Origin of the sequence: Microbacterium yannicii (assembly GCF_024055635.1) — a bacterium.
Lineage (GTDB): Bacteria > Actinomycetota > Actinomycetes > Actinomycetales > Microbacteriaceae > Microbacterium > Microbacterium yannicii.
In genome coordinates, this window is sequence record NZ_JAMXMB010000012.1 from 1 (window position 1) to 22995 (window position 22995).

22 protein-coding genes are annotated in these 22995 nt (G+C 68.8%); 11 read left to right on the forward strand and 11 right to left on the reverse strand.

Going from position 1 to position 22995, the window contains the following annotated elements:
* Nucleotides 1-890: 890 nt before the first annotated feature.
* From NCG93_RS06460 to NCG93_RS06470, 3 genes are all read right to left on the reverse strand, one after another.
* On the reverse strand, nucleotides 891-1904 hold the full coding sequence (locus tag NCG93_RS06460; RefSeq protein ID WP_194414758.1) for a zinc-binding dehydrogenase: 1014 nt from the start codon (nucleotides 1902-1904) through the stop codon (nucleotides 891-893).
* Between the two features lie 58 nt (nucleotides 1905-1962).
* Nucleotides 1963-2331 carry a MerR family transcriptional regulator gene (locus tag NCG93_RS06465; RefSeq protein ID WP_206687646.1) on the reverse strand — a complete coding sequence of 123 codons (369 nt, stop codon included), beginning with the start codon at nucleotides 2329-2331 and terminating at the stop codon, nucleotides 1963-1965.
* 279 nt (nucleotides 2332-2610) lie between these two features.
* Nucleotides 2611-3618 (reverse strand): LacI family DNA-binding transcriptional regulator, encoded by a 1008-nt coding sequence (locus tag NCG93_RS06470; protein ID WP_252787471.1) that lies wholly within the window; start codon nucleotides 3616-3618, stop codon nucleotides 2611-2613.
* Between the two features lie 137 nt (nucleotides 3619-3755).
* On the opposite strand from NCG93_RS06470, the gene NCG93_RS06475 reads away from it, so the two are divergent.
* The 3 genes from NCG93_RS06475 (at nucleotide 3756) to NCG93_RS06485 (ending at nucleotide 7184) form a co-directional block, all read left to right on the forward strand.
* Nucleotides 3756-5069: an ABC transporter substrate-binding protein gene (locus tag NCG93_RS06475; RefSeq protein ID WP_194414757.1), complete on the forward strand. Its 1314-nt coding sequence runs from the start codon at nucleotides 3756-3758 to the stop codon at nucleotides 5067-5069.
* 88 nt (nucleotides 5070-5157) lie between these two features.
* Nucleotides 5158-6273: a Gfo/Idh/MocA family protein gene (locus tag NCG93_RS06480; RefSeq protein WP_194414756.1), complete on the forward strand. Its 1116-nt coding sequence runs from the start codon at nucleotides 5158-5160 to the stop codon at nucleotides 6271-6273.
* Nucleotides 6270-7184, forward strand: a complete 915-nt coding sequence (locus tag NCG93_RS06485; RefSeq protein WP_194414755.1) for a DUF6807 domain-containing protein — start codon at nucleotides 6270-6272, stop codon at nucleotides 7182-7184. Before NCG93_RS06480 ends, NCG93_RS06485 begins: the two co-directional genes overlap by 4 nt.
* Nucleotides 7185-7274: 90 nt before the next feature.
* Here the strand turns inward: NCG93_RS06485 and NCG93_RS06490 are convergent, their stop codons facing one another.
* Nucleotides 7275-8519: an MFS transporter gene (locus NCG93_RS06490; protein WP_194414754.1), complete on the reverse strand. Its 1245-nt coding sequence runs from the start codon at nucleotides 8517-8519 to the stop codon at nucleotides 7275-7277.
* Between the two features lie 82 nt (nucleotides 8520-8601).
* Here NCG93_RS06490 and NCG93_RS06495 point away from each other — a divergent pair, with 82 nt between their 5' ends.
* The 3 genes from NCG93_RS06495 (at nucleotide 8602) to NCG93_RS06505 (ending at nucleotide 9905) form a co-directional block, all read left to right on the forward strand.
* Nucleotides 8602-8907, forward strand: coding sequence for an ArsR/SmtB family transcription factor (locus NCG93_RS06495; RefSeq protein WP_194414753.1), 306 nt, complete (start codon nucleotides 8602-8604; stop codon nucleotides 8905-8907).
* Between the two features lie 190 nt (nucleotides 8908-9097).
* Entirely contained in the window at nucleotides 9098-9496 is a 399-nt protein-coding gene (locus tag NCG93_RS06500) for a nuclear transport factor 2 family protein (RefSeq protein WP_194414752.1), read from the forward strand.
* A 115-nt stretch (nucleotides 9497-9611) separates the two neighbouring features.
* Nucleotides 9612-9905 carry a DUF1330 domain-containing protein gene (locus tag NCG93_RS06505; RefSeq protein WP_194414751.1) on the forward strand — a complete coding sequence of 98 codons (294 nt, stop codon included), beginning with the start codon at nucleotides 9612-9614 and terminating at the stop codon, nucleotides 9903-9905.
* Between the two features lie 8 nt (nucleotides 9906-9913).
* On the opposite strand, the gene NCG93_RS06510 is transcribed toward NCG93_RS06505, so the two are convergent.
* Nucleotides 9914-10438, reverse strand: coding sequence for a GNAT family N-acetyltransferase (locus tag NCG93_RS06510; protein WP_194414750.1), 525 nt, complete (start codon nucleotides 10436-10438; stop codon nucleotides 9914-9916).
* 17 nt (nucleotides 10439-10455) lie between these two features.
* On the opposite strand from NCG93_RS06510, the gene NCG93_RS06515 reads away from it, so the two are divergent.
* Complete coding sequence (locus tag NCG93_RS06515) at nucleotides 10456-11028, forward strand: helix-turn-helix domain-containing protein (RefSeq protein ID WP_194414749.1); 573 nt, start codon at nucleotides 10456-10458, stop codon at nucleotides 11026-11028.
* Nucleotides 11029-11106: 78 nt separating this feature from the next.
* On the opposite strand, the gene NCG93_RS06520 is transcribed toward NCG93_RS06515, so the two are convergent.
* The 3 genes from NCG93_RS06520 to NCG93_RS06530 are packed head-to-tail and all read right to left on the reverse strand — an operon-like array spanning nucleotide 11107 to nucleotide 16752.
* Nucleotides 11107-14466 carry an ATP-binding protein gene (locus NCG93_RS06520; protein WP_194414748.1) on the reverse strand — a complete coding sequence of 1120 codons (3360 nt, stop codon included), beginning with the start codon at nucleotides 14464-14466 and terminating at the stop codon, nucleotides 11107-11109.
* Complete coding sequence (locus tag NCG93_RS06525) at nucleotides 14463-15290, reverse strand: DUF4194 domain-containing protein (protein WP_206687645.1); 828 nt, start codon at nucleotides 15288-15290, stop codon at nucleotides 14463-14465. The genes NCG93_RS06520 and NCG93_RS06525 overlap by 4 nt, the downstream gene beginning before the upstream one ends.
* Entirely contained in the window at nucleotides 15283-16752 is a 1470-nt protein-coding gene (locus tag NCG93_RS06530; protein WP_194414747.1) for a DUF3375 domain-containing protein, read from the reverse strand. The genes NCG93_RS06525 and NCG93_RS06530 overlap by 8 nt, the downstream gene beginning before the upstream one ends.
* A 272-nt stretch (nucleotides 16753-17024) precedes the next feature.
* Between NCG93_RS06530 and NCG93_RS06535 the strand changes: the two genes are divergently transcribed.
* Genes NCG93_RS06535 through NCG93_RS06545 form a run of 3 tightly spaced genes read left to right on the forward strand, consistent with a single transcriptional unit; the run spans nucleotide 17025 to nucleotide 18857 of the window.
* Nucleotides 17025-17975, forward strand: a complete 951-nt coding sequence (locus NCG93_RS06535) for an alpha/beta hydrolase (RefSeq protein WP_194414746.1) — start codon at nucleotides 17025-17027, stop codon at nucleotides 17973-17975.
* A gap of 41 nt (nucleotides 17976-18016) precedes the next feature.
* Nucleotides 18017-18613 (forward strand): hypothetical protein, encoded by a 597-nt coding sequence (locus NCG93_RS06540; RefSeq protein ID WP_194414745.1) that lies wholly within the window; start codon nucleotides 18017-18019, stop codon nucleotides 18611-18613.
* A gap of 49 nt (nucleotides 18614-18662) precedes the next feature.
* Nucleotides 18663-18857, forward strand: a complete 195-nt coding sequence (locus NCG93_RS06545) for a hypothetical protein (protein WP_194414744.1) — start codon at nucleotides 18663-18665, stop codon at nucleotides 18855-18857.
* A gap of 69 nt (nucleotides 18858-18926) precedes the next feature.
* Here the strand turns inward: NCG93_RS06545 and NCG93_RS06550 are convergent, their stop codons facing one another.
* A complete protein-coding gene (locus tag NCG93_RS06550) occupies nucleotides 18927-19295 on the reverse strand; it encodes a MarR family winged helix-turn-helix transcriptional regulator (protein WP_194414743.1) in 369 nt (122 codons plus the stop codon).
* A gap of 93 nt (nucleotides 19296-19388) precedes the next feature.
* Between NCG93_RS06550 and NCG93_RS06555 the strand changes: the two genes are divergently transcribed.
* Nucleotides 19389-20834 (forward strand): MFS transporter, encoded by a 1446-nt coding sequence (locus NCG93_RS06555; protein WP_252787472.1) that lies wholly within the window; start codon nucleotides 19389-19391, stop codon nucleotides 20832-20834.
* Between the two features lie 96 nt (nucleotides 20835-20930).
* Here the strand turns inward: NCG93_RS06555 and NCG93_RS06560 are convergent, their stop codons facing one another.
* Nucleotides 20931-21248, reverse strand: a complete 318-nt coding sequence (locus NCG93_RS06560) for a hypothetical protein (protein ID WP_194414741.1) — start codon at nucleotides 21246-21248, stop codon at nucleotides 20931-20933.
* Nucleotides 21249-21344: 96 nt separating this feature from the next.
* Complete coding sequence (locus NCG93_RS06565) at nucleotides 21345-22841, reverse strand: alanine/glycine:cation symporter family protein (RefSeq protein ID WP_194414740.1); 1497 nt, start codon at nucleotides 22839-22841, stop codon at nucleotides 21345-21347.
* Nucleotides 22842-22995: the final 154 nt, after the last annotated feature.

A 22995-nucleotide genomic window follows, 5' to 3' on the forward strand; every position in this document is an offset into this window, starting at 1 on the left:
CCGCGCTTCCCGGCTTCATGGCGTCTAGGGTGCAGCATGGCGGTGGGTCAGACCAGGCGAGGGCTTAGGGCTGCCACGGTGGACTCCGCCGGGAGCAACCCGATGCCGAGACCACGCGCGGCGGGGTCGACGTGCACGTCGCACACCCAGGCGATGGTCGCGTGAGCAGCGACCACACGGGCGCGCGGGCTCGCCTGATCAGACGATCGTCGTGACTCGGATCAGATCGGTTCTGGCCACGACCCGGCGGTGGGTGTCCGCGAGGGCAAGGCGCCGTGAGTCGTTCATGTATGCGGTCAACGCGCCCTCGTCGGGCAGGTGGATCACCTGCACTTCCAGGGGCCCGTCGCTGTCGTCGGCTCGACGGACCCTGCTTGATCGACGTGCCGACGGTCGTCCTCGAGAGCGGGTCGGATGGCGTTGCGGGCCCGAGTCCCGCTATGGATCGCGGCTTGTTCACCGGTCCCCATGAGCAGCGATTCCTGGAGGGGATCGGTCACAACGTCCCGCAGGAAGATCCTGCGTCATTTGGCGAGGCGGTCCTGACACTGCTGCACTAGCGATGGATCGGTGCACGTCGGAGCCATTGTGCCCGCGACGCCGTCACCTGGCTTGGGCACGTGCCCGGTCGAGTACGAGCTCGACGCGGCCGGGGAACCGATGCTTGACGCGACGGTGCTTCTTGCAGGCGCGCTCACGCTAGCGCCTTGGTTGCCCCTCTTGTCTGGCTCGTCTCTGAGCGCTGGTGTCGCACGAGGTATCGGTCAGCGCGCGGACCTCGCTCTCATCGCCACCCGCATCCCCGGGGAGCGGATGGCGGAATGCAACGCGGCGCTGAACATCGCTCGGTCTGTGAGTGCACTGCTTGATGCAGCTCGAGGATCGCACGGCTAGATCCAAGGGTCGAGAGCCAGCTTCCCGATGGTCTTCCCCTGCTCGAGCTGTTCGAGCAGCGCGGGACCGTGGGCGAGGGGATCCACGCTGGGAGCGCCGGGCGGGTAGATGCCTCTGGCGATCAGGTCGTACAACTCGGTGATCACCGAGTTGTACATGTCTGGGGCATCGGTGGCCAGCGCGCCGATGTGCAGCCCCTTCATCTGGGCGTGATGGGTGAAGATCAGGTCGTCGGTGGACACGGTCGCCGGGCCAGAGGCCTGACCGAAGACGATGACTCTTCCCGTGAACGGCTTCGCCAGGGCCAGGCTCGTGCGCAGCGTGGTTCGCCCGACGGACTCGAGCACGACGTCGACTCTTCCCACGCGCTGCAGGACCTCCTCAGCAAGGTCCGATCGTCGCCCATCGAGGACGTCGTCGGCTCCGAGCACGCGCACTGCGTCGTGTTTTTCCGGGGCGGCGGTGGCGATCACCCGCGCGCCGAAGTGCCGTGCGAGTCGAACGGCGGCCTGCCCGACGCCTCCCGCTGCGGCATGGATCAGCACGATCTCGCCCTTCTGTATTTCGCCCAACGGGCGAAGCGCCGCCAGGGCAGTGGCCCAGTTCAGCACGAGACCGAGCGCAGCGGCATCCGTCCAACCCTCCGGCACGGGGTGAACGCCGGCGGCCGGCATCAGCATGTACTGCGCGAACGCGCCGCCGCCGGACCCCACGACGTGCGATCCCAGCGGCAGCGGGTGGGCGATGCCGGCTCCGATTCCGACGACCTCTCCGGCCGCTTCGAACCCGGCGGTGTACGGAGCCACGGGCCCACCCTCGTACAGCCCGTGGCTCTGCGAGACGTCTGCAAAGTTCAGGCCCGCTGCACCGACACAGATCACGTAGTCGTTCGGGCCAGGGACGGGACGGGGCAGCTCGGTCAAGGTGAGGTCTGTGGGTCCACGGCGCGAGGACTGCACCAGCGCCCTCATCGAGGTCGCACGCTCGGAGCTGGTCAGGAGGCTGTTCATCTCGGCACGGTACGACGTTGACACTGGCGTCAACATCAAGCGTGTCGCTCGAGCACCCTTAACCCGCCAGGAGGTCGTCGAGTGCCGACAGCCGCGCCGTGAGCCGCTCGACCTGCACCGCGACCCGCTGGCGGTAGAGCTCGACCTCCGCTCGCAACGCATCCGGCACGGGAGCCGCGGGCTCTGTCGAAGCGGCGGGAGCGGACAGTACCCGCTGGATCAGAGCGGTCGGCAGCCCGGAGTCGAGCAACGAGCGCACCAGGAGGACACGGTCGACCGTGGCGGCGCAATAGTCGCGGTAACCATTCGCACACCGGCCGGGCTGAATCAGCCCCTCCTGCTCATAGAACCGCAACGACCTTGCGGTTGCGCCGGTGACCCGAGCCGCCTCGCTGATCTGCACACGACCGACAACAAGCTGCGTCATCGCCTTCTTCCCTCCGGCACCGCTGCGGCAACGCCGAACTGCCGACGAGACCGTGCCGGCGGATCTAGCTGATCGAACAGCCACATCCGCCGGATCGAATTCGCGTGAATTCGAGGTGCGAGATGGAGGTAGATGTCGCGCGTCTGGGTTCAATTCCCGCCGCCGCCGCCGCCGTCACCGTCAGCGTCGAAACCCTGCGAACCGTTGGAAACAGTGGGATCGTGGGGCTTGTGTCATGCTCGAAACGGCTTCCGAGCGAGAATGAGATAAGCCATCTGATCAGACGGGCGCGGGCCCGGTGGACTCGCGCCAGATGACGCGGTGGATCGGCCGGGCCTCGGACGGTACAGGGTCGCCGCGCAGCGCGGCGATGAGCCGTTTCATCGCGCGTGAGCCCAGACCCTCGAGGTCGACCGCCACGCTCGTCAGCGCGGGGCTCATCAGACGACCGAGCTGCTGGTCGTCCCATCCGGTGACGCTGAGGTCGTCGGGTACGCGCCACCCGCGGTCCATCGCCGCGCGGATGGCGCCGGCGGCCACGAGGTCGTTTGCCGCCATCACAGCGGTCGCTCGGTCGTGGTCGGGAAGGCTGCGGACGGCCGCCATTCCCGATTCCGCCGACCAGTCGCCCTCGATGACGCCGGTCGACTCCAGCCCGAGCGATGCGATCGTCCCGAGATAGGTGTCGCGCCGGGCGCGGGCCGAGGCGAACTGCAGGTCGCCGGTGATGTGGAGGAACCGGCGATGGCCACGTTCGGCCAGGCCGCGGATCAGGTCGACGAGTGCTGACGCATCCGCCAGCTCGCCGATGCCGCGCATCTCGTCGTCGAAGTCGGCCGATGCGACGATCGGCGTCCCGCTGGAGGCCTGCAGCTCGAGCGAGGCGAGCACCGGGGCGAACGAGACGATGCCATCGACCTGCCCGGAGTCGGCCAGCTCCGCCACGCGCTCCGTCCGTTCCTCGGCGCCCCCCTCGAGGGCCAGCACCTCGACCGCGTAGCCGGCCGCGTGCGCCGCTGTGCTGGCGCCGGCGAGCATGCGCGCGGGACTGTACGCGAGGGTCGGGACCACGACGGCGAGCCGGCCGGTCCGGCGCGTGCGCATCGAGCGAGCGACGAGGTTCGGGCGGTAGTTCAGCTGGTCGACCGCGGCCTGCACGCGCGCCTTGGTGGCGGGCTTGAGCCCGTCGGGTGCGCGGAAGTAGCGCGAGACGGTCTGATGCGACACCTCGGCGAGGCGGGCGACCTCCATGATCGTCGGCCGTCGGTGCGGTGCGGTGTCGGTCACGGGCGCCTCCTTCGACATCCATGTTGACACAGATTGTGAACCTTCACTATTCTCACTTCTCAATCGAGTGATCGATCACTAAGTGAAGGTTCACTCGACCGTTTTCTCCTCGCGACCAGCATTCCGAAAGGACAAAGATGTTCACACGCAGAAAGGCGGGCGCCGTCGGCGCCGTGGCGATCGTCGCCTTCGCCGCGACACTGGCGGGCTGCACCGGCTCCGCCCCCGCCGGCGAAGCGGCGCCCACCTACGATCCGGACGAGAAGGTGACCCTGGACTTCGCGTTCTGGGGAAACGACGTCCGCGCCGAGATGTACAACGAGGCGATCGCCGCGTTCAACGAGGAACACCCGAACATTACGGTGAACCCGACGTTCCTCTCCTGGGATGAGTACTGGGAGAAGCGTCAGACCGAGGCCGCGGGCAAGAACCTCCCGGATGTGTTCCAGATGGACATGACCTATGTCCGCCAGTACTCGGAGAACGGGCTGCTCCTGGACCTCACGCCCTACGTCGGCGACATCATCGCCACCGACGGCTACGACGAGAGCGTGCTCAACATCGCATCGGTCAACGACATGATCGCGGGCATGCCGGTCTCGACGAACGCCATCGGGATGTTCCAGAACGTGGTCCTCACCGACCAGGTCGGCGTCGAGCCCTTCGACGGTGGCGACTGGGAGGCGTACGACGAGTGGCTGCACCAGGCCGGGGATGCCGCCGAGGCCGCCGGACTCGAGGTATGGGGCGGTGCGGACCCCACCAGCTTCATTCAGCCGTTCGAGCTCGTTCTCCGCTCCGAGGGCAAGTCGGTCTTCACCGAAGAGGGTGAGCTCGGCTTCACCAAGGACGACCTCGCCGACTTCTGGAATCGCGGCGCCGAGTTGCGTGAGGACGGCGTCGTCACCCCGCAGCAGCGGATCCAGGAGGTCGCTCCCAAGGGCGCCTTCGACACCGCCCAAGCGCTCACCGAGATCGTGTGGGACAACTTCGGCGCTCCGTACCTCGCAAACCTCGGCGAGGCGTATCCCGAGCTGAACCTCGTCGCTCCTCCGGTCACAGAGGAAGGAGCCAAGGACCTGTACAAGAAGGCCGGCATGCTCATCTCCGTCGCGGCGAACACGGAGCATCCCGAGGCCGCCGCCCTGTTCACCGACTTCCTGGTGAACAGTCCCGAGGTCGGCGCCATCTTCGGGACGAACCGAGGGATGCCGGCGTCCCAGACGCAGCTCGAGGGCGTCGAACTCGACGACACCGCCCAGCAGATCATCGACTACGAGGCGTCGATCGCCGACCGCATCGGGGATCCCCCGCCGGTGCCGATCGTCGGCTACGGCTCGGTCGAGGCCAAGTTCAAGGCGCTCGGTCAGGAACTCGGATTCGGCACGATCACGGTGGACGAGGCGGTCGACCAGCTCTTCGCCGAGATCGACGTCATCGTCAATCAGTAGCCCAGTGGTCGACGGGCGTGGCCGGAATGTCCCGCGCCGCGCCCGCCGGCACGCTCCACCGTCCAGCATCAAGAAGGAAACACAGGACATGTCCTCACCCCGCCCGCCCTTCCGCGTCGGCATCATCGGCACGGGCGGCATCGCGCACGCCCACGCCGAGGCCCTGCAGAGCCTGGCCCCGCGCGTCGAGATCGCCGGCGTGGTCGACCTCGACCGCGCTCGCGCCGACGCGTTCGCCGAGCGCTTCGACGTCGACCGGGTCTACCTCGACGCCGCCGAGCTCTTCGCAAACGAGCAGCTGGACCTGGTGCACATCTGCACTCCGCCGCAGACGCACACGCCGCTCGCGATCCAAGCGATGCGCGCCGGCGTCCCGTCGCTGGTGGAGAAGCCCACCGCGCTGAGCCTGGGGGAGATCGACGAGCTCGCGGCCGTGCAGACCGAGACGGGCGTGCCGGTGCTCACGGTGTTCCAGCACCGGTTCGGTGCGGCAGCCCGCCACCTCAAGGCCCTCGCCGAGGCGGGTGAGCTGGGCCGGCCGCTCGTGGCCACGTGTGAAACGTTGTGGTTCCGTCCCGACGAGTACTTCGACGTACCGTGGCGCGGGCGCTGGGATGTCGAGGGCGGCGGTCCGACCATGGGCCACGGCATCCACCAGTTCGATCTGCTGTTCGCGATCTTCGGCGCGTGGTCGGAGGTGAGCGCGTTCGCGGCCCGTCAGCTGCGGCCCACCGACACCGAAGACGTCTCGATGGCGCTGGTGCGGTTCGAGAACGACGCGCTCGCAACGGTCGTGAACTCGCTCGTGTCGCCGCACGAGACGTCGCGCCTGCGCTTCGACTTCGAGTACGCCTCGGTGGAGGTGCAGCACCTCTACGGCTACACCAGCGAGGACTGGGCGTTCACCCCGGCAGTCGGGCATGAGCACCTGGCCACCCGCTGGGCCGAGCGCCTCGACTCCGGTGCGATCAGCGGCCACCGCGATCAGATCTCCGCGATCTTCGATGCGCTCGAGGCCGGCGCCGCCCCCGGCGTCGACCTCACCGAAGCGCGTCGCACCCTCGAGTTCGCCGCGGCGACGTACGCGTCGGCGTTCCGCCGGTCCGTCGTCGAGGCCGGCGAACTGACCGGCGACGACGCCTTCGTCCGATCCATGAGCGGCGGGATCGTGCCCTGGGCGCCCGTCAAGGAGGTTCTCGTATGAGCGCCCTGCGCATCACCCACGAGCTCGGTTCGTCCGTCACCGTCCGCGACGGTGAGGTGGAGCTGTTCACCTACGTCTATCAGCCGACCACTCGGGCGCTGGAGTCGCCGAAGCCGTACCTGCACCCGATCCGCACCCGCCGCGGTGACGTGGTGAGTCTGTTCCGTCCGCACGATCACGTGTGGCACAAGGGCATTGCATGGGCGCTGCCCGTCGTCGGCGATGAGAACTTCTGGGGCGGACCCACCTACGTGCACGGGCAGTTCTACGTGCAGCTTCCGAACAACGGCGTGCAGCAGCACGAGGGCAGGATCGAGCTGGAGGCCGGCGAGCGAGCCTCGGTCTCGCACGCGCTGCGCTGGATCACCGAGGATAGCCGCGTGCTCTTCACCGAGCAGCGCGGGCTCACCGCGGAGATCGTGTCGGACGACGCCTGGGCGCTCACGTTCGACACGCAGCTGACCAACGTGTCGGGGGCCTCGATCGCGATCGGGTCGCCCACGACCAGGGGGCGTGAGAACGCCGGCTACGGCGGGCTGTTCTGGCGCGGCCCGCGCTCCTTCACCGACGGCACCCTCGTCGCGCCGGGTGCCGGCGGGGCCGGCGACGACCTCCGCGGATCGCGCCACGAGTGGATGGGTTTCGTCGGACGCCACGACGACATCGACGCCACATCGCTCGTGCTGATGCTCGACGATGCCGCCAACCCGCATCACCCGCCGCAGTGGTTCGCGCGATCCGAGGAGTTCGCCGCCCTGAATCCCGCGCCGTTCTTCAGCGAAGAGGTCGTCGTCGACGCCGGCGAGACGGTGCGCTTCCGGCATGCGGTGGGCATCGCCACCGGGGGAGCGGATGCCGCGGAGCCGCTCGCCGACGCGCTGCGCGGCATCCTTCAGCCGGTCCTGGTCTGAGCGTGAGGAGAGGAGCGAACGTGGGCGACACCGCACCGAGCTTTCCCGGAGCGACCGGCGGCCCCGAAGGCGGGCCCGCTCGCGTTGTGGTTACCCGCCTTCCGGCACGTTGGAGGTGGCGCGTGCGCGCAACCCGAACGCGACGCCTGCCAGCGCCACCACGAAGACGCCGTACCCCACGACCACAGCGCCCAGGCCGACGACACCCACGAGAGCACCGGCGATCACCGCGGGCACACCGAACGACAGATACGCCAGCACGTAAAGCGCGGCGAACGTGTCCGCCCGCTCGGCCGCCGGAATCCGCGGGGCGAGGGAGGCGATCACACCCGAGAACCCCGTGCCGAAACCCATCCCGGTCACTGCGGTGGCGATCAGGTAGAACGGCAGCGACTCGACAGCGAGCGCGATCAGCGACAGGAGAGTCCCTATGCCGAGCGCGGCGGTGCCGAACAGCACCAGCGTCCGCGCGGTGCGCTTGCGCAGGAGGAACGCCGCCACGGCGCCGACGCCGGCGAGCAGCACGACTCCGAGTCCCTGCCAGAAGTGGGCCTCCCCGCCGGGCTCACCGCGGACGATGTTCGCACCGAGCGACAGGAAAAGCCCGCCCGTCGCCCAGCCGGCGACCACGGCGGGAGCTCCGCGCCAGAAATCCGCCCGGATCACCGACGGAACCGTCAACCGGAATCGCAGCGACCGCCATACTCCTGGCGTGCGCGGAGCGGTCTCCGGCACGATGAAGAACAGCACCGCGAGCACCACGTACGCAGCGCTCAGTGGAGCGAACACGTTCAGCAGCGCCTCGCCGCTCACGTCGAGCAGGACACCCGAGACCAATGCGCCGAGCGCAAGGCCGATGCCCGGACTCAGCGCGTTCCAGAGCCCCGCGACGCCCGCTCGTCCGTTCGGAGCGAAGTCGAGGGCCGTCGCCGACAAAGCTGAGATGAGCAGGCCGCTCGCCACCCCCTGCAGGATCCGGGCGAAGAACAGCAGTGCGACAGCATCCGCATGCCAGAACAGGAACATGCTTGCCGCCAGCAGTAAGAAGCCTGCGATCACCACCGGTCGGCGGCCGACATGGTCCGACAGCGAGCCGGCCGTCAGCAGAGTGAGCAGCAGCGCTCCCGCATACACCGCGAATACGGCGCTGATGACGATGGCATCGAACCCGATGCTCTGCGCGAGCACCGGATAGAACGGCGAGGGCGCACTGGCCCCGACCATCATCAGGACCTGCGCCACGATCGCCAGGACGAATCCGAAATAGGTGCGGTGCGACGGTGCTTCGTCTCGCTCGGCACGCTCGACGACGGGGCTGGAGACGGTGTCGGTCATGGCTGCTCCCTTGAGGGTTCGATTTTCCTCGAACTATCGGAGCGTACGTGCCTTTCCATGATTGTTCAACTATTCTCGAACCATGTCGGGAGATCTTCCGCACCCCGAGCGCTCCGAGATCCAGCTCACCGAGGTGCTCTTCGCGCTCAGCGACCCCGAGCGCCTCGCTATCGCGCGCCAGCTCGCCGATGGCCCCCTCGACATGGCCGCCTGCCATGCCACCGACCCGAGCCTGCCGAAGTCCACCAAGTCGCACTTCATGAAGGTCCTCCGCGAGGCCGGCGTCATCCGCAATGAACCGAACGGGCGCGGGCGGATGCTGACGCTGCGACGCGCGGAGCTCGACGAGCTGTTTCCGGGATTGCTGGACTCGGTGCTGCGGGGCTGAGCCTGCCGCATCCTGGTCTGGCGGGGCGTGGGCCGCGGAACTCGTCGCGGCCGGGAGTGACGACGTTACAGAGTGGCTGGGCCTGTGAGGCAGACGAGTTCAGCGGCCACCGGATCCGCCGCAGCTTGCGCCTCGAGGCGTTCGATGCTGCCATGGTGGCATCTGATCAAGCACTCGAGGGAGGCTGCATATGGGAACACTGGACAGCGACCCCACCGTTGCGGATCCGGCGCGGGCGTACATCTCCGCCGTCGGCGCACATGACATCGACAAGATCGAGACCCTGTTCGCCGAGGATGCGACGGCGAGTTTCGCCGGTCAGGTGCTGAGCAGGGCGGACTGGATCAACGGTCTCCGACGATTGTTTCCCGCGCTGCTGCGCAACGACATCCTCGAGGTCTTCACCGCCGCCACGCGCGCATGCATCGTCTACGACTTCGTCACCGACACGCCGGCCGGGGCGGTGCGGTGTGTGGAACTGGTGACGGTCAACGACGGTCGGATCACCCAGGTCGAGTTGATCTTCGACCGGGTGGCGTTCGCGCCGGTCAACGAGGCCCTGGAGCAGCGGGCGAAATCGGTGGATTGACCGTGCGCGCTCTCCCATCCTGCTCTCATCGCGTGAGACGACGGTGGCCCGCAACGGCAGCTCGAGCCAGTACGAAAACGTCCCGCACTCCCATCCCGCGAACACTGGAGGATCCATGCCCAAGGCCTACTGGGTCAGTGCCTACCGCACCATTTCGGACCCTGAGAAGCTCGTTGCATACAACAAGCTGGCCGGACCCGCGGTCCGGCTCGGCGGCGGGCGGATCCTCGCGCGTGACGGTCGTGTCGCGGCATACGACGCCGGAATCGGCGGGCGCACCATCCTGATCGAGTTCGACAGCTTCGAAGCGGCCGTCGCAGCGCGCGACAGCGAGGCCTACCAAGAGGCGCTGGCCGCGCTCTCCGACGGGGTTGAGCGCGACTTCCGCATCATCGAGGGGCTCGACTGACAGCTCGTCTAGGTCGCCGCGGCATCCCATCCGTCTGTCTGCAGCGGCAGCTGCATGATCAGGAGGTCGAGCCACCGCCCGAACTTGGTTCCGACCTGTCGGACCGTTCCCACCGCGGTGAACCCGGATCGTTCGTGAAGTCGGATGGATGCCGCGTTCCCGGCCTCGATGTTGGCGACCATGACCCGCATCCCGGCGTCCTGTGCGAGGCGCACGATCTCGGCGAGAAGCGTCGCGCCGATGCCCCGGCCCCGATGCCCCGCGGCCAGGTACACCGAATTCTCGACCGTGAAGCGATAGCCCGACTTCGGCCGCCACGGCCCGAAGCTGGCGTAACCGACGACCACGTCGTCCACAACAGCGACGACCACCGGAAAGCCGGCCGCCTCGCGCTCGGCGAACCAGGCCCTGCGTTCGACGAGATCCACCGGCTCATCGGTCCAGATGGATGTCGAGGTGCGGATCGCGTCGTTGTGGATCTCGAGAATGGCCTCGAGATCGGTCTCGTCGGCAGGCCGCAGTTGCACAGTCATGTGCATATAGTAGACGCATGTCGCAGATAGTAGACACCGCGTCCCGCGAAGTCGATGTTGCGGCGTGCGTGAAGGCGGCCAGACAGCAACGCGGATGGTCCGGAGCGCAGCTGGCGTCGGCGTCGGGTGTCTCGCGGGCGATGATCGACCGGATCGAACGGGGCGCCAGCAGCCCCACCGCGCTGGTCCTCGGCAAGCTCTCCGCCGCGCTCGGGCTCACGATCTCGTCTCTGCTCTCGCGACCGGTCGATGGGCCCGCGGCTGTCGTCCGCGATGGCGAGCGCGCGACCTGGACCGACCCCTCCACGGGATACCGGCGACGACAGGTGGTGGCAATGCCCGCGTTCCCCGTCGACGTGACCGAGGTGGTCTTGCCGCCCGGCGCCACGGTGAGCTATCCCGCAGGATCGTTCTCGTTCACGCGCCACCTGATCTGGGTTCTCGACGGCACTCTGACCTTCCGCGAGGGCGACGCCGTGCACGAGCTCGCGGCAGGGGACCGGCTCATCCTCGGCGCGGCGGCCGACTGCGACTACCGCAACGAGTCGGATCGCGACTGCCGCTACTGCGTCCTCGTCGCCCCGCTCTAGCGTGACTGCGTGCCGCTCAGCAGTGGCGGCGATCCCCGCTGAGCGCCGTCGAGTTCGGCGGGCCCGCCAGCCGTCCGCTCACTCACCGGCCTCCGAGAGCGCCACCTTGGGCTTCGCCCATGAGCGGCCGTGGGTGTCTTTGAGGATGTCGTACTCGACGTCGACGTGCGGCTCGATGGCGCTGTACTTGTCGTTCGGTGCGCCGATGATGAGCTGGAATCCGAGACCCCGCCATGCGCCGATGGCACGCTTGGTGAAATGCGCGTCGGCCTTGATGAGGGCTTCGTCGAGGAAGACGGGGGCGTACCGCGGGCGTTCGGCGCCGGCATCCCCCAGCTGATATCGGAGGGCGGCGCCGACGATGAACGCGATCAGCTCTTGGGACTCGCCGCCCGACTTCTCGCCGATGTGATCGTAGAGAGCGACATGCTGCGCGGTGGTCGCGTGGATGCGCTCCGCGCTGACCCGCACGTGATTGCGCACATCGACGAGTTCGGCGAAGTCCGGAGCGCTGCGGCGCAGGCGGTTGATCAACCGCGACATCCGGTGGTACGCGCGTTCGCGCTCCTCGTCGGTGGCGACGGCTTCGATCAGCGCGCGCACCTCGCGGAGCTCTCGGCGGAATCGCCGGCGCACCTCGGACTGGTTCTCGCGCGGCGTGATCTGCAGTCGGTGGTCATCGTCGTAGAACGGGAGGTCGCGCATGATCACGTTGATCGGCTCGATCCGGTCGCGGATCTCCCGCAGCGAACGGCTCAGCGTCGAGTCGAGGTTGGTGAGGTCGTTGCCCGAGAGCTTGAGCAGGCTGTCGCGCCACTCCGCCTCGAGCTCGTGCAGCCCGCTGGTCTCGAGATCGGTGAGGATGCGTTCGAAGTCGCCGAGCGAATGGTCGGGGTCGGCGAGAAGGTTCGGGTTGGGCCAGCGATCGAGGAACCCGCTCAGAGTGCGCCGCAGGCTCTCCCGCTGCTCCGCTACGGCCTCCTGGGCGGCGCGCTGATCGTCGCCGAACCGGCGCGCCGCGGAGTCGAGCGCCGCGTCGAACCGCGCCAGGTCCTGGGTGCGGGTCGAGGATCCGCTCCGGTCGGGAACGAGGAACTGCGTGTCGAGGTACGACGCCTGATCGTCGGTCAGTGCACGCCCTGCGGCTTCTGCCGCATCGATCACGGACTGGGCGGCGTCGACCTCGTCGGTCGTGGTAGCCCAGGCATCGGCGAGACGCCGGCCCTCCGCCTTGGCGCCGCCGATCGCCTCGCGCAGTTCCGCGGCTTCGCGGCGCTTCTGCTCGATCTGCGACTGGATGCCGGCGATCGCGGGGTTCGCGGTGGTGACGTCCGCGATGATCGCCTGCCAGCGCGCGCGCTCGCCTTCGAGGGAGGCGACGTCGACCTCCTCCCACGCCAGGCCCTGGATCTTCGCGTAGGCCGCGAGCCGTGCGTCGAAGGCGTCGAGCTCGGCGCCGGCCTCGACGGCCGCCGTGCGCGCGGCCTCGAGCTTGGCGCGGACGGCTCCGAGCTGCGCAGCGAGTTCGCCCAGACGCCGGTGGGTCGAGAAGCCGAGGACGTTGGCGCGGCCGTGCCCGCCGTGTGCCCCACGCGAGCCGTGCGAGGTCTGCCCGGAGATGGTCAGCGTCATGCGGTGGGCGCTCAGGTCGTCGGCCGCGTCGACGCAGACGTAGCCGAACCGGCGATCCAGCTCCTCCTGCAGCCATCCCGTGAAGGGCGTGCTCTTGAAGTCGAGCCGGCCGGGCAGGGTCTGCGGGTCGCGGGCACCCACGGCGGGGAGCCCGGTGTGAACGCCCTCGTACCGCAGGCGGTCGGCGGTGCGGACGGAGTCGATGGCGGCGCGGAACGCCGGCAGCAGTGCGACGTCGATGAGCAGCGTCGTGGCGAAACCGCCGAGGGCGAGGTTGAAGGCCTCCCGCCACGGCTCGAACTCCGTGCGCACCTCGATGAGCTCGCCGACGAACGGAAGGTCGCCGGTGGCCAGGCCGGCCGTGCGGGCCAGCAGATCGCGGGACCGGCGGAGCCGGTCGGGGATGTTGTCGTCATGGCCTTCGGCGTCGCGCCGCTCGACCTCGAGCTCGGTGACGCGGGTCGCGAGGGTGTTCCTCGCGCCGACCGCCGCCGCGTACGCCTCGCGAAAAGTCTCCTTCGCATCCGCATCGGCGGCGGCCTCACGGGCGCGCTGCGACAGCGTCTCGAACTCCGCCGCCGAGCCGACCTCGATCTGCAGCACCTCGAGCGCCGCGTCGAGCTTCTCGCGCTCCCGCGCCACGCTCGTGAGCCGGTGCTCCACGCCCCGGAGCTCGCGATGGGCGGTCTCGAGCCGGTCGCCGCCCGCGGCGCGCAGCACGTCTCCAAGACCTTCCCGAGAGAGGTCCGCTGCCTCTGCCAGCGCCTGCTTCTCGCGTACGGCGGCTTCGGCGGCGCGGGTCCCGGCCTGCAGCTCCGCTTCGACGTCGCGCAGCAGGTCGAGGCGGCGGGAGGCGCGCCACAGCGTCGCCAGCGAATCCGGCTCGGTGAAGCGGCCGATGTCGTCGAGCAGGCGCAGCCGTTCGGCGGACTCTTCGATGCGCGCCCGCGCCGACCTGATCGGCTCCAGCGCGCGCACCTGCTGCTGCGCCGTCAGCATGCGACTGCGCGTGCTCTCGAGACCGTCGAAATGCGCCACGACGGCGTCGGCGGTGGCCAGCGTCTCGGGTTCCTCGAGCACCATGCGCTTGTACAGGTCGTCGACGGTGGTGATCTGCTGGCCGGCCTGGATGCGGGCGAGGAGGCTCATCGCCTTGGCGCCCGCTCCCGCAGCCCCGATTCCGAGCACGGTGTGGAGCCGTGCGGAGAACTCCCGGTCGGTCGCGACGGTGTCGAGCCCGGCGCTCTTGACCGCGGCATCCGTCAGTCGCAGCGCAGCGGCCGCCTCGAGGGAGCTGAGATCGAAGGCGCCGGTGACGGTCGCGCGCACCCGCACGGTGTCTTCCACGACGCGTGCGGCCGCCGGGATGTACCAGGCACGCACCGCGGTGAAACGCGACCCGTCGTGGTCGAGCCACGTCATCGCGATCGCCGTCCAGGTGTCGGTGCCGTCTCCGCGGAGCACCGTCAGCTTCGTGCCGTCCTCCGTCCGGGTCTCGTCGGTCTTGCCCCGCCCGTACGAGAGGATGTTGCGCTGCTCCTGGCCCCGCGGCCGCCCGACGACCGCGCCGTTGGACGCGCCGTTGAACGGCGTCGTGTGCGGCATCATGAGGGCCACATACGCGTCCATCAGGGTCGACTTGCCGGAACCGGACCCGCCGCACAGCAGCGTGGCGGCCGGCGAGAACCGCACGCGGTGGGCTCCGTCGTAGCCACCCCAGTTGACGAGCTGCAGCTCATCGGCGACCCACTGCTGACCGCGAGAAGCCGCGGGGATGAGCCCGAAGAGGGTGTCCAGCATGGTCACAGTGCGACCTCCGTGTCGTCGGCATCGATGTCGGCGTCGGTGTCGACGTCGGCGTCGTCGTCGTCCAGGTCGATCGGGACGGACTGCGCCGACTGCGTGTCGAGCCAGTCGCGCAGCGCGCGCAGGCGGTCGGAGCTGAGCAGGATCTCGACGAGCGCGTTGATCCGAAAGCGGCCCTCCGACTCCTCCTCGATGACGCCGTCCTGGCGCAGCCGGCCGACCGCGGCACGGATCGCCTTCTGCCGTCGGGCCGTGCTGCCGTCGGCCTCGGCGAAGTAGGTCAGGACCGTCTGCTCGATCTCCTCGATGTCGACACGTGCCGAGGACTCGCCGGCGGTCGTCTCGCGCTGGTAGACCGTGCGCAGATGCACCAGCACGAGGGTCTCGGCACGCGAGTACGCCTCATCGCGCAGGAGGATCGGGATCTCGAGTTCGTCCGACCGGATCTGCTCCTTGTACGCGACGCCGCGATCGTGGTCGACGACGAGACGCACGAAGAGGTCGTTGAGGCGCGACTCGATCGTGTGCTGATGATCCATCAGCACCGTCCACTCGGCGCGGTTGCGCTCGGCCATCAGGAAGCGGCGCTGAAGAAGCCGCACGAGCACGCGGCGCACCTCGGGGTCGAGCACGCCCCGGTCGCCGGGGAAGAGCTCCTCGGGGTCGTGCTCCATCGCGACCGGATCGATGAACGGGACGTCGGGGATGGTGGCGGTGGCCGACCCGGTCTCCGTCTCGCTCGCGGCATCCGTGGCGATGCCGGTGTCGGGGTCGGCGGTGGCGAGCCCCGTAGTGGTGTCGGGAGCGGTCGCGAGGTCAGTCATTCTCGATCTCTTTCACAGTGCTGGCGGTCACGGCGCCGAACGCGAACCGGCGGCTCGAGCCGTCGGGCCGTCGCGCCTCGGCGACGGAGACCTCCTCGCTCTCGGTCATGCCGTTGCGGTGGGCGATCTCCAGCAGTCCCAGGAGATCGACGGGGCGGCGGGTGTCGTCCGCGGCGCCCTCGAAGGCGGTGGCGAGGTCGAAGCGGTCGCCGAGCGTCGCGACGTACTCCTCGAGCTCGGCGTACCGCGGGCCGCCCCAGGCGCGGGTGTCGGCATCCACGAATTCGATGTCGTCCGGCGCAGGCAGCGGCGCGGGCGCGCCGGGTGGGCGGAGGTCGCTGAGCGACTGCCGGAGGTGCCCGATGTCGGAGACCGGGAACGTGTGCAGCGGTTCGACGCGGTCGCCGGGCCGGGAGTCCTGCATCCACACCTGCAGCCCCGACATCACGCCGCGGAGCAGCTCGTCGACCTGACGATCGCGGATCGGGTCGTGGGTGCGCACCTGCGCCGTGATCACCTGCGACGCGCGGCGCTGGGCGGTGAGCACGTCCTGCACGCCCTTCTCGACCTGCCGGCCGATCGAGTCGAGATCGCTGCGCTGCCCCGGCCCCATGAGTCTCGAGAACGGCTGTGCGAGGAGGGTGCGCAGCTGCGTCGTCAGGCGGTCGATGTGCTCGGGGTCGCCGATGAGGCGCAGCGCCCCTTCGAACGCCCGCCCTTCGGGTGTCGACTGCATGACGTGCTGACCCCGCTGCAGGTACTCGCGGAGGATCTCACCCGTGGGACGGATGTCGCGGCGCAGGTCCGCGACGACATCCCGCTGCATCGCGTTGATCGACTCCGCGACGCGCGAGAAGTCGGCGGGCAGCTCGCGCGCGAGGTGGAGGACGTTCTCAGCCTCCTCGAACAGCTGCTCGTCGTCGATCGGCTCGGCCTCGTCGTTTCGCAGCCGGGCGATCTCCGCGTCCAGCGCGTCACGCTCCTCCAGCAGCAGGGCGATGCGTGCCTCCGGATCGGATTCCGCGTCGCGCGCCAGCCGCTCGACGGCGTCGAGCAGTGTCCGCACCCGCGATCGTGACACCCGCGCCCTCCCGCCGCCGGTGCGGCCCGCGATCTCGAGCGCCCCCACGGCGTGAGCGGTCAGCCGGTAGACCTCGACATCGTCCTCGAGCTGGGGTGCCAGCCATCCGACCCGCACCCAGTTGCGGCAGATCTCGCGGGCGGTGCCGACCGGGAGGCGGCGTTCGTCGTCGTCGTAGCCTGCGGCGCGCAGCTCTTCGATGGCCTCGCCGATCTCGACATGGGCGTCTGCGACGGCGACCGACCGGCGCTCGGCGGTGAACACGATCGACAGCACGGCCACCACGAACGGCGCGTAGCGGCCGTGGAGAAGATCGAGAGTCGGATCCTTGAACGCCAGCACCGAACGCTGGTAAGCCGCCTCGGCGCGCGTATTCGACATCCTTGCCAGATTAGCCGGGCTACCGAGACTCCCCCGGATCGTGCGCGACTTCGGCTCGGATGAGGGAACCGCCGCCGAGCGGCTCGTCGCCCTGGTGGAAGAGCGGCTGCGGGACGCCGGGGTGCGTATCCCGCGGCCCATTGCCGACTGACTGCCACTGTCGCAGACTGCCACGTCGTCACATCCGCGGTTCTCGCCTGGTCTTTTCTTGCAGGGGCTGCCGGCCGGCAACGGTCGGCGAACGCCCGCATCCAAGACCGAAAGGAACTGTCATGACTCAGCATGTTCTGGAGGCGGAGGCCCGCGCCTTCGCCGACGCCGCCTCCCAGCCGCCGTTCCTCGCCGACCTCGGCGTCGACGGTGCGCGCAAGGTCTTGGACGATGTCCAGGCCGCCCCGATCGCCGAACCGGATGTCGCGGATGAGTGGACCACCGTGCCGGCCGACGTCGGCGATGTGCGCGTGCGCATCGTGAAGCCGCAAGGCGCCACCACCGACCTCCCTGTGATCCTCTACGTGCACGGCGGCGGCTGGGTGCTGGGCAATGCGGGCACCCACGACCGCCTCGTCCGCGATCTTGCGACGGGCACCGACGCCGCGATCGTGTTCGTCGAGTACGACCGGTCGCCCGAAGCGCGTCACCCGGTCGCGGTCGAACAGGTGTACGCGACGGCGCGCTGGGTCATGAGCGAGGGGACGACCAAGGGCCTCGACGCCTCCCGTCTGGCCATCGCCGGCGACTCCGTCGGAGGGAACATCGCAGCGGTCGTCGCGATCCTCGCGAAGAAGCGCGGTGACGTCGCATTCATCCACCAGTCGCTGTACTACCCGGTCACCGACGCCGGCCAGAACACCGCCAGCTACCGCGAGTTCGCCGAGGGATTCCATCTGCGCGCCGATGCGATGGCCTGGTTCTGGGACTGCTACCTTCCCGACCACGATGCCCGCAAGAACGTCACGGCGTCCCCGCTGCAGGCCCCGGTCGACGAGTTGAAGGGCCTCCCCGAGACCTTCCTCATCGTCGACGAGAACGATGTGCTCCGCGACGAGGGCGAAGCCTACGGGCGGAAGCTCATCGAGGCCGGTGTCCGCACCACCCTCGTGCGCTACGACGGGACGATCCACGACTTCATGATGCTCAACCCGCTCCGCAGTTCCGCTGCCAGCACGGCCGCGATCGAACAGGCCATCCATGTCCTCCGCAAGGCCTTCGCCGCCGCATGAGCTCTCCAGACTCGAGCAGGAGCGATCGTGCGGAGCCGGTGATGGCGGATGCCGAACCCGACGCCTCTGCATTCAACAGCGCGGTGGGCACTGAGCTCTTCGTTCTGCAGTCGGTCGCGAGCTCGACGATCAGCGAAGCCGGGACGCGCAGCACGATCTATCTGTCGACGCTGTCCGGCGGGCTCGTGGCGATCGGGTTCGCGGGCGGATCACCGGGGTTGCTGGCCAGTCTCGCCTTCACCGTCCTGCCGACGATCTTCATGCTCGGGTGGTTCACCGTCGTGCGGCTGGTCGACACCAGCGTCGAGAACATCACGGTGCGCCGGCGCATGGAGCGGATCCGGGAGCACTTCGTCAGCCTCCACCCTTCCGGGCCGGATCTGATCTCGCTCGACAACCCGCGCACCGGCGAGTTGGGGGTGCGCTACTCCCACTCGTCGTTCCTCTTCACGATGGCGAGCATGGTCGCGGCCGTGAACTGCGTGCTCGGGGGAGCCGTCGTCACCCTCGCGCTGATCTTCGGAGGAGGGTGGGAGATAGTTCCTGCCCAGATCGCCGGGGTGGCCGTGGGTGTGCTGCTTCTCACCGCGACGCTCGCCTATGAGCGCCGACGCATTCGCGCGGCCTACCCGGAGTGACGTCGGGGGACACTTGCCTGACCACTCCCTCGAAAGGAAGCAGGATCCCATGGAAGATCCACGCGCTGATGCACCCGACGATCTCACGGGGACAGTCGATGACCGGCAGGAGCAACTCGCACTCCTCCCTGCCGACGCGCTGTCTGCGGACTGGCTTCGGCGACAGCTCGACAACGCGCTCGCCGCGTGGTCCGCGGCGGAGACGGAACTCGACATCTCGAAGGAGGCGCACACCGACTACTGACAGCAGGCGGGGTGCGGGATCCGGCCAGGACGCACGACGACCTGATCGAAGGCGGGGCGCTGCGCAGCGTCAGCCGAGCTCGTCCGCGAGCAGCGAGCGGTAGATCCGCCGTGCGTCGGTGTGGACCGCCGTGCCCCTGTCGGTGATCTCGACGACCATCGAGCGACGGTCGAACCCGCACTCCGCCCGCTGCACGAGACCGGCCTTCTGGAGCCGATCGACGATGCGTGACAGCGCGCTCTGGGTCATCGGCGTGCGCTGCACCAGGTCTCGCATGAGGCACTGCTCCTGACGAACCTCGGCGACCAGGTCGAGGATCTCGAACTCGCTGAGTCCGAGGTCGCACTGCTCGTCGAGCGCGCGCTCCAGAGCGGATGCGGTCGAGAGGTATGTGGACTGCAGGGAGCGCCATCGCTCCACCACGTCTTTCTCGGCCATGACCACATCCTAGCCGGAAACATATGTCGCGGCATTGCATGCTGGCGAATCCAATGTTGACGCAACCTATGACGTGACATGTATCTTGTGCATGTGACCTCAACAACCATCCGGGTCGTTCCCGGTTCCGACACCCCGACCCAGCGCTGGACGACGCGCACGTGGCTGCTGCTCCTCGTGGTGTGCATCGTCATCGCGCTCGACGGGCTGGACGTCTCCATGGTCGGCGTCGCGCTGCCGGCCATCGGCACCGAGCTGTCGCTCGAGACCGGCACCCTGCAGTGGATCGTGTCGGCCTACGTGCTCGGCTACGGCAGCCTGCTGCTGCTCGGCGGGCGCCTCGCCGACCTGCTCGGCCGCCGCCGCATCCTGCTCATCGCCCTCACCGTGTTCGCCCTCGCCTCGCTCGCCGGCGGGCTCGTGAGCGACCCCGCGATCGTGATCGCCTCGCGCTTCGTCAAGGGCATCGCTGCCGCGTTCACGGCACCGGCCGCCTTCTCGCTCATCACGACGAACTTCGCCGAAGGCCCTTCACGCAACCGCGCGATCTCGATCTTCACCACGTTCGCGGCCAGCGGGTTCTCGCTCGGCCTCATCGTCGGCGGGCTCATGACCTCGCTCAGCTGGCGCTGGACGTTCCTCTTCTCGGTGCCGTTCGCGGTGGCGGCGGTGGTGCTCGGCCTGTTCTTCATCCCACGCGACCACGTCGCGAAGACCGGCGGCCACGACATCTGGGGCGCCCTCACCCTGGCGGTGGGCATGCTCACGCTCGTCTACACGATCGTCTCGGCGCCGGAGGCGGGCTGGGGCTCGCTCCAGACGATCCTCGGCCTGGCGGTCGCGGCTGCCGTGCTGGCAGCGTTCGCGATGATCGAGCTGCGGGCGCGGCATCCGCTCATCCGCTTCGGCATCCTGCGCGAGGGGTTCGTCGCGCGAGCCAACATCAGCGCGATCGCCCTGTTCGGGTCGTACGTGAGCTTCCAGTTCATCCTCACGATCTACCTGCAGTCGGTGCTCGGCTGGCCGCCGCTCAGCATGGCGCTCGCCCTGCTGCCGGCGGGACTCGTGGTGGTGGCGACGGCCCCGTTCGCCGACCGGCTGATCGATCGGTTCGGATCGCGGCTGCTCATCACCGTGGCCCTGGGCGCCCTTTCGCTGGGCTACCTGCTCTTCCTGCGTGTGGGCACCACGCCGGTGTACACGGTCGACATCCTGCCGTCGGTGCTGCTCCTCGGTGCCGGGTTCGCGCTGGGGTTCCCGGCCATCCAGGAGCGCGCGACCGCGGGCATCTCGAACGACGAGCAGGGGCTCGCCGCGGGGCTCGTGCAGAGCAGCTCGCAGGTGGGCGCGGCGCTGGTCCTCGCGGTGACGTCGGCCCTCATCGCGGGCGGCGACCTGGCCGCCGACGCGAGCGCGGCGCAGATGCTGGACGGATTCCGCCCGGGGCTCATCTTGTCGACCGCCGTCGCACTCGCCGGGTTCGCCGTCGCGCTCGCGCCCCGGCGGCGGCCGCGCGCGGTCGACGCGGGCGTGAAATAGTCGCGAACGGTCCGCTCGGCACCACGTCGCCCTCGAACCGCCCGACACCTCGGGCGGTTCGAGGGCGCGCGGGCGCGACGGTGCTCCGACTCGGGTCTACGACACCTGAGTCCAATGGCGCACGACGTCGTCGCGCTCGACGAGGAACCGATCGTCCTCGGGGTAGTAGACGGCGGTGTCGATGTCGGCGCCCGCGAAGCCCGTGATCGCCTCGAAGCTCTCCCAGCGCGAGACCGTCACGATCTCGGTCGTGCCGTCGCCGAGGTCGCGCGTCAGCATCCACGCGTCGAGATTCCCGGGCGTCTCGCGGTACTCCGCCATGCCGGTGCGCTCGATGTAGGCCACGTACTCGTCCACGTCCTGGGTACGCACACTGCCGCGCCACATCCGGACGATGCTTCTCTGCTCTGTCATGCCGCCATTGTGAGCGGAACCCGGATGCCGCGCACCCGTGTGGGCCGACACATGTCACCCGATTGCCGCCAGCCAGCCGGTCCCACGAGAGGCGCCTCAGTCCTGGTGAAGGTGGTCGCGGTGCTTGTCGGCCTGATGACGCTTGGTCTGGAGGTCGATCGGACCGGTGACGCTGAGCTCGTCCTCCCAGCACTCGATGCCGCTCACATCGGGAAGGAGCGCGCGGGTGAAGACGGGATCCCGGCCCGCCCGGCGCTGCGCGGTGTAGTCCTTGAGCAATCGGAACGCGATGCCTGACAACAGGCCGATGGCGATGAGGTTGGTCAACGCCATGAGTCCCATCACGCCGTCCGCGAAGTTCCAGACCAGATCGGCACCGGCGACCGAGCCGGCGAGCACGGCGACGACGACGAGGATGCGATAGCCGGTGAGCACCGAGCGGCGCGTGGTGATGAACTCGATGTTCGATTCGCCGTAGTAGTAGTTGCCGAGGATCGACGAGAACGCCAGCAGGAAGATGATGACGCTCAGCGCGATGTTCGACCACTCCCCGAGAGTGCCGACGAGCGCACCCTGCGTGAGCCCTATCCCGCGCTCGGCACCGCCGAGGTCCGGAACTGAGACGAGGATGATGAAGGCGGTGATGGAGCAGACCAGGAAGGTGTCGAAGTAGACGCCGAGCGTCTGCACGAGTCCCTGCTTGACGGGGTGGGTGACGGCCGCGCTCGCCCCGGCGTTGGGTGCCGAGCCGAGGCCGGCCTCATTCGAGAACATGCCGCGCTTCACGCCGGTCAGCACGATGTAGCCGAACGCTGCGCCCACGACCTCGTTGTATCCCCACGCCTGCGAGAAGATCTCGGCGAACACGGGGCCGATGCGGTCGACGTGAAGACCGACGACGACCAGGCCCAGCAGCAGATAGGCGAGCGCCATGATAGGCACGAGCAGCTGTGTGACAGAGGCGATGCGGCGCACGCCGCCGAAGACGACGAGGCCGGTGAGGACCGCGATTCCGATGCCGATGCCCCACGGGAGCCATGCCGGGCCGCCCCCGACGCTGGAGGTCACGGTCGCCGAGATCGTGTTCGCCTGCAACGAGCTGAACGCGAAGGGGAAGCAGACGATGAGGATGATCGCGAACCACACCCCGAGCCAGCGGGCCTTGAGACCGCGCTGCATGTAGTACGCCGGTCCGCCGCGGAAGCTGTCGGTGTCACGTACCTTGAACAGCTGCGCCAGGGACGACTCGATGAAGCTGGACGCGCCGCCGATGAACGCCATGACCCACATCCAGAAGACAGCCCCCGGGCCGCCCACCGCGATCGCCGTTCCGACGCCGGCGATGTTGCCGACGCCCACGCGCGACGCCGCCGAGATGGTGAACGCCTGGAATGCCGAGACCGACTGCGGTTCGCCGGTCGCGGTGCGTGGGGTCTTGTCGGTGAGAGTCCGGAACATCTCCGGGATCAGGCGGAACTGCACGACGCCCGAGCGGATCGTGAAATACAACCCGAGGAAGACGACGACGGGCAGCACCACCCAGGTCCACAGATTGTCGCCCCAGGTCAGCAGCCACTCGTTCACGTCGTCCATGGTGGTCAGTATGGCGAACGGGCACCGAAGGGCAAAGCATCTGCTGCGGGTGGTCGGCAGACCGCCTCACACCCCCGTGAGGCTCCTGCGCGCAGTGCGACAGCGCTGCGCAGCCGCAGGGGTGCAGCTGGATCAGCCCCTCTGCTAGCTTCCG

Bases quoted from the DNA above. Each gene is read 5' to 3' on its own strand.
- NCG93_RS06545 (WP_194414744.1), top strand. From the start codon at position 18,663: ATGGAAGATCCACGCGCTGATGCACCCGACGATCTCACGGGGACAGTC.
- NCG93_RS06500 (WP_194414752.1), top strand. From the start codon at position 9,098: ATGGGAACACTGGACAGCGACCCCACCGTTGCGGATCCGGCGCGGGCG.
- NCG93_RS06460 (WP_194414758.1), bottom strand. From the start codon at position 1,904: ATGAACAGCCTCCTGACCAGCTCCGAGCGTGCGACCTCGATGAGGGCG.
- NCG93_RS06480 (WP_194414756.1), top strand. From the start codon at position 5,158: ATGTCCTCACCCCGCCCGCCCTTCCGCGTCGGCATCATCGGCACGGGC.
- NCG93_RS06550 (WP_194414743.1), bottom strand. From the start codon at position 19,295: ATGGCCGAGAAAGACGTGGTGGAGCGATGGCGCTCCCTGCAGTCCACA.
- NCG93_RS06490 (WP_194414754.1), bottom strand. From the start codon at position 8,519: ATGACCGACACCGTCTCCAGCCCCGTCGTCGAGCGTGCCGAGCGAGAC.
- NCG93_RS06540 (WP_194414745.1), top strand. From the start codon at position 18,017: ATGGCGGATGCCGAACCCGACGCCTCTGCATTCAACAGCGCGGTGGGC.
- NCG93_RS06510 (WP_194414750.1), bottom strand. From the start codon at position 10,438: ATGACTGTGCAACTGCGGCCTGCCGACGAGACCGATCTCGAGGCCATT.
- NCG93_RS06485 (WP_194414755.1), top strand. From the start codon at position 6,270: ATGAGCGCCCTGCGCATCACCCACGAGCTCGGTTCGTCCGTCACCGTC.
- NCG93_RS06535 (WP_194414746.1), top strand. From the start codon at position 17,025: ATGACTCAGCATGTTCTGGAGGCGGAGGCCCGCGCCTTCGCCGACGCC.
- NCG93_RS06505 (WP_194414751.1), top strand. From the start codon at position 9,612: ATGCCCAAGGCCTACTGGGTCAGTGCCTACCGCACCATTTCGGACCCT.
- NCG93_RS06565 (WP_194414740.1), bottom strand. From the start codon at position 22,841: ATGGACGACGTGAACGAGTGGCTGCTGACCTGGGGCGACAATCTGTGG.
- NCG93_RS06495 (WP_194414753.1), top strand. From the start codon at position 8,602: ATGTCGGGAGATCTTCCGCACCCCGAGCGCTCCGAGATCCAGCTCACC.
- NCG93_RS06530 (WP_194414747.1), bottom strand. From the start codon at position 16,752: ATGTCGAATACGCGCGCCGAGGCGGCTTACCAGCGTTCGGTGCTGGCG.
- NCG93_RS06515 (WP_194414749.1), top strand. From the start codon at position 10,456: ATGTCGCAGATAGTAGACACCGCGTCCCGCGAAGTCGATGTTGCGGCG.
- NCG93_RS06525 (WP_206687645.1), bottom strand. From the start codon at position 15,290: ATGACTGACCTCGCGACCGCTCCCGACACCACTACGGGGCTCGCCACC.
- NCG93_RS06465 (WP_206687646.1), bottom strand. From the start codon at position 2,331: ATGACGCAGCTTGTTGTCGGTCGTGTGCAGATCAGCGAGGCGGCTCGG.
- NCG93_RS06560 (WP_194414741.1), bottom strand. From the start codon at position 21,248: ATGACAGAGCAGAGAAGCATCGTCCGGATGTGGCGCGGCAGTGTGCGT.
- NCG93_RS06475 (WP_194414757.1), top strand. From the start codon at position 3,756: ATGTTCACACGCAGAAAGGCGGGCGCCGTCGGCGCCGTGGCGATCGTC.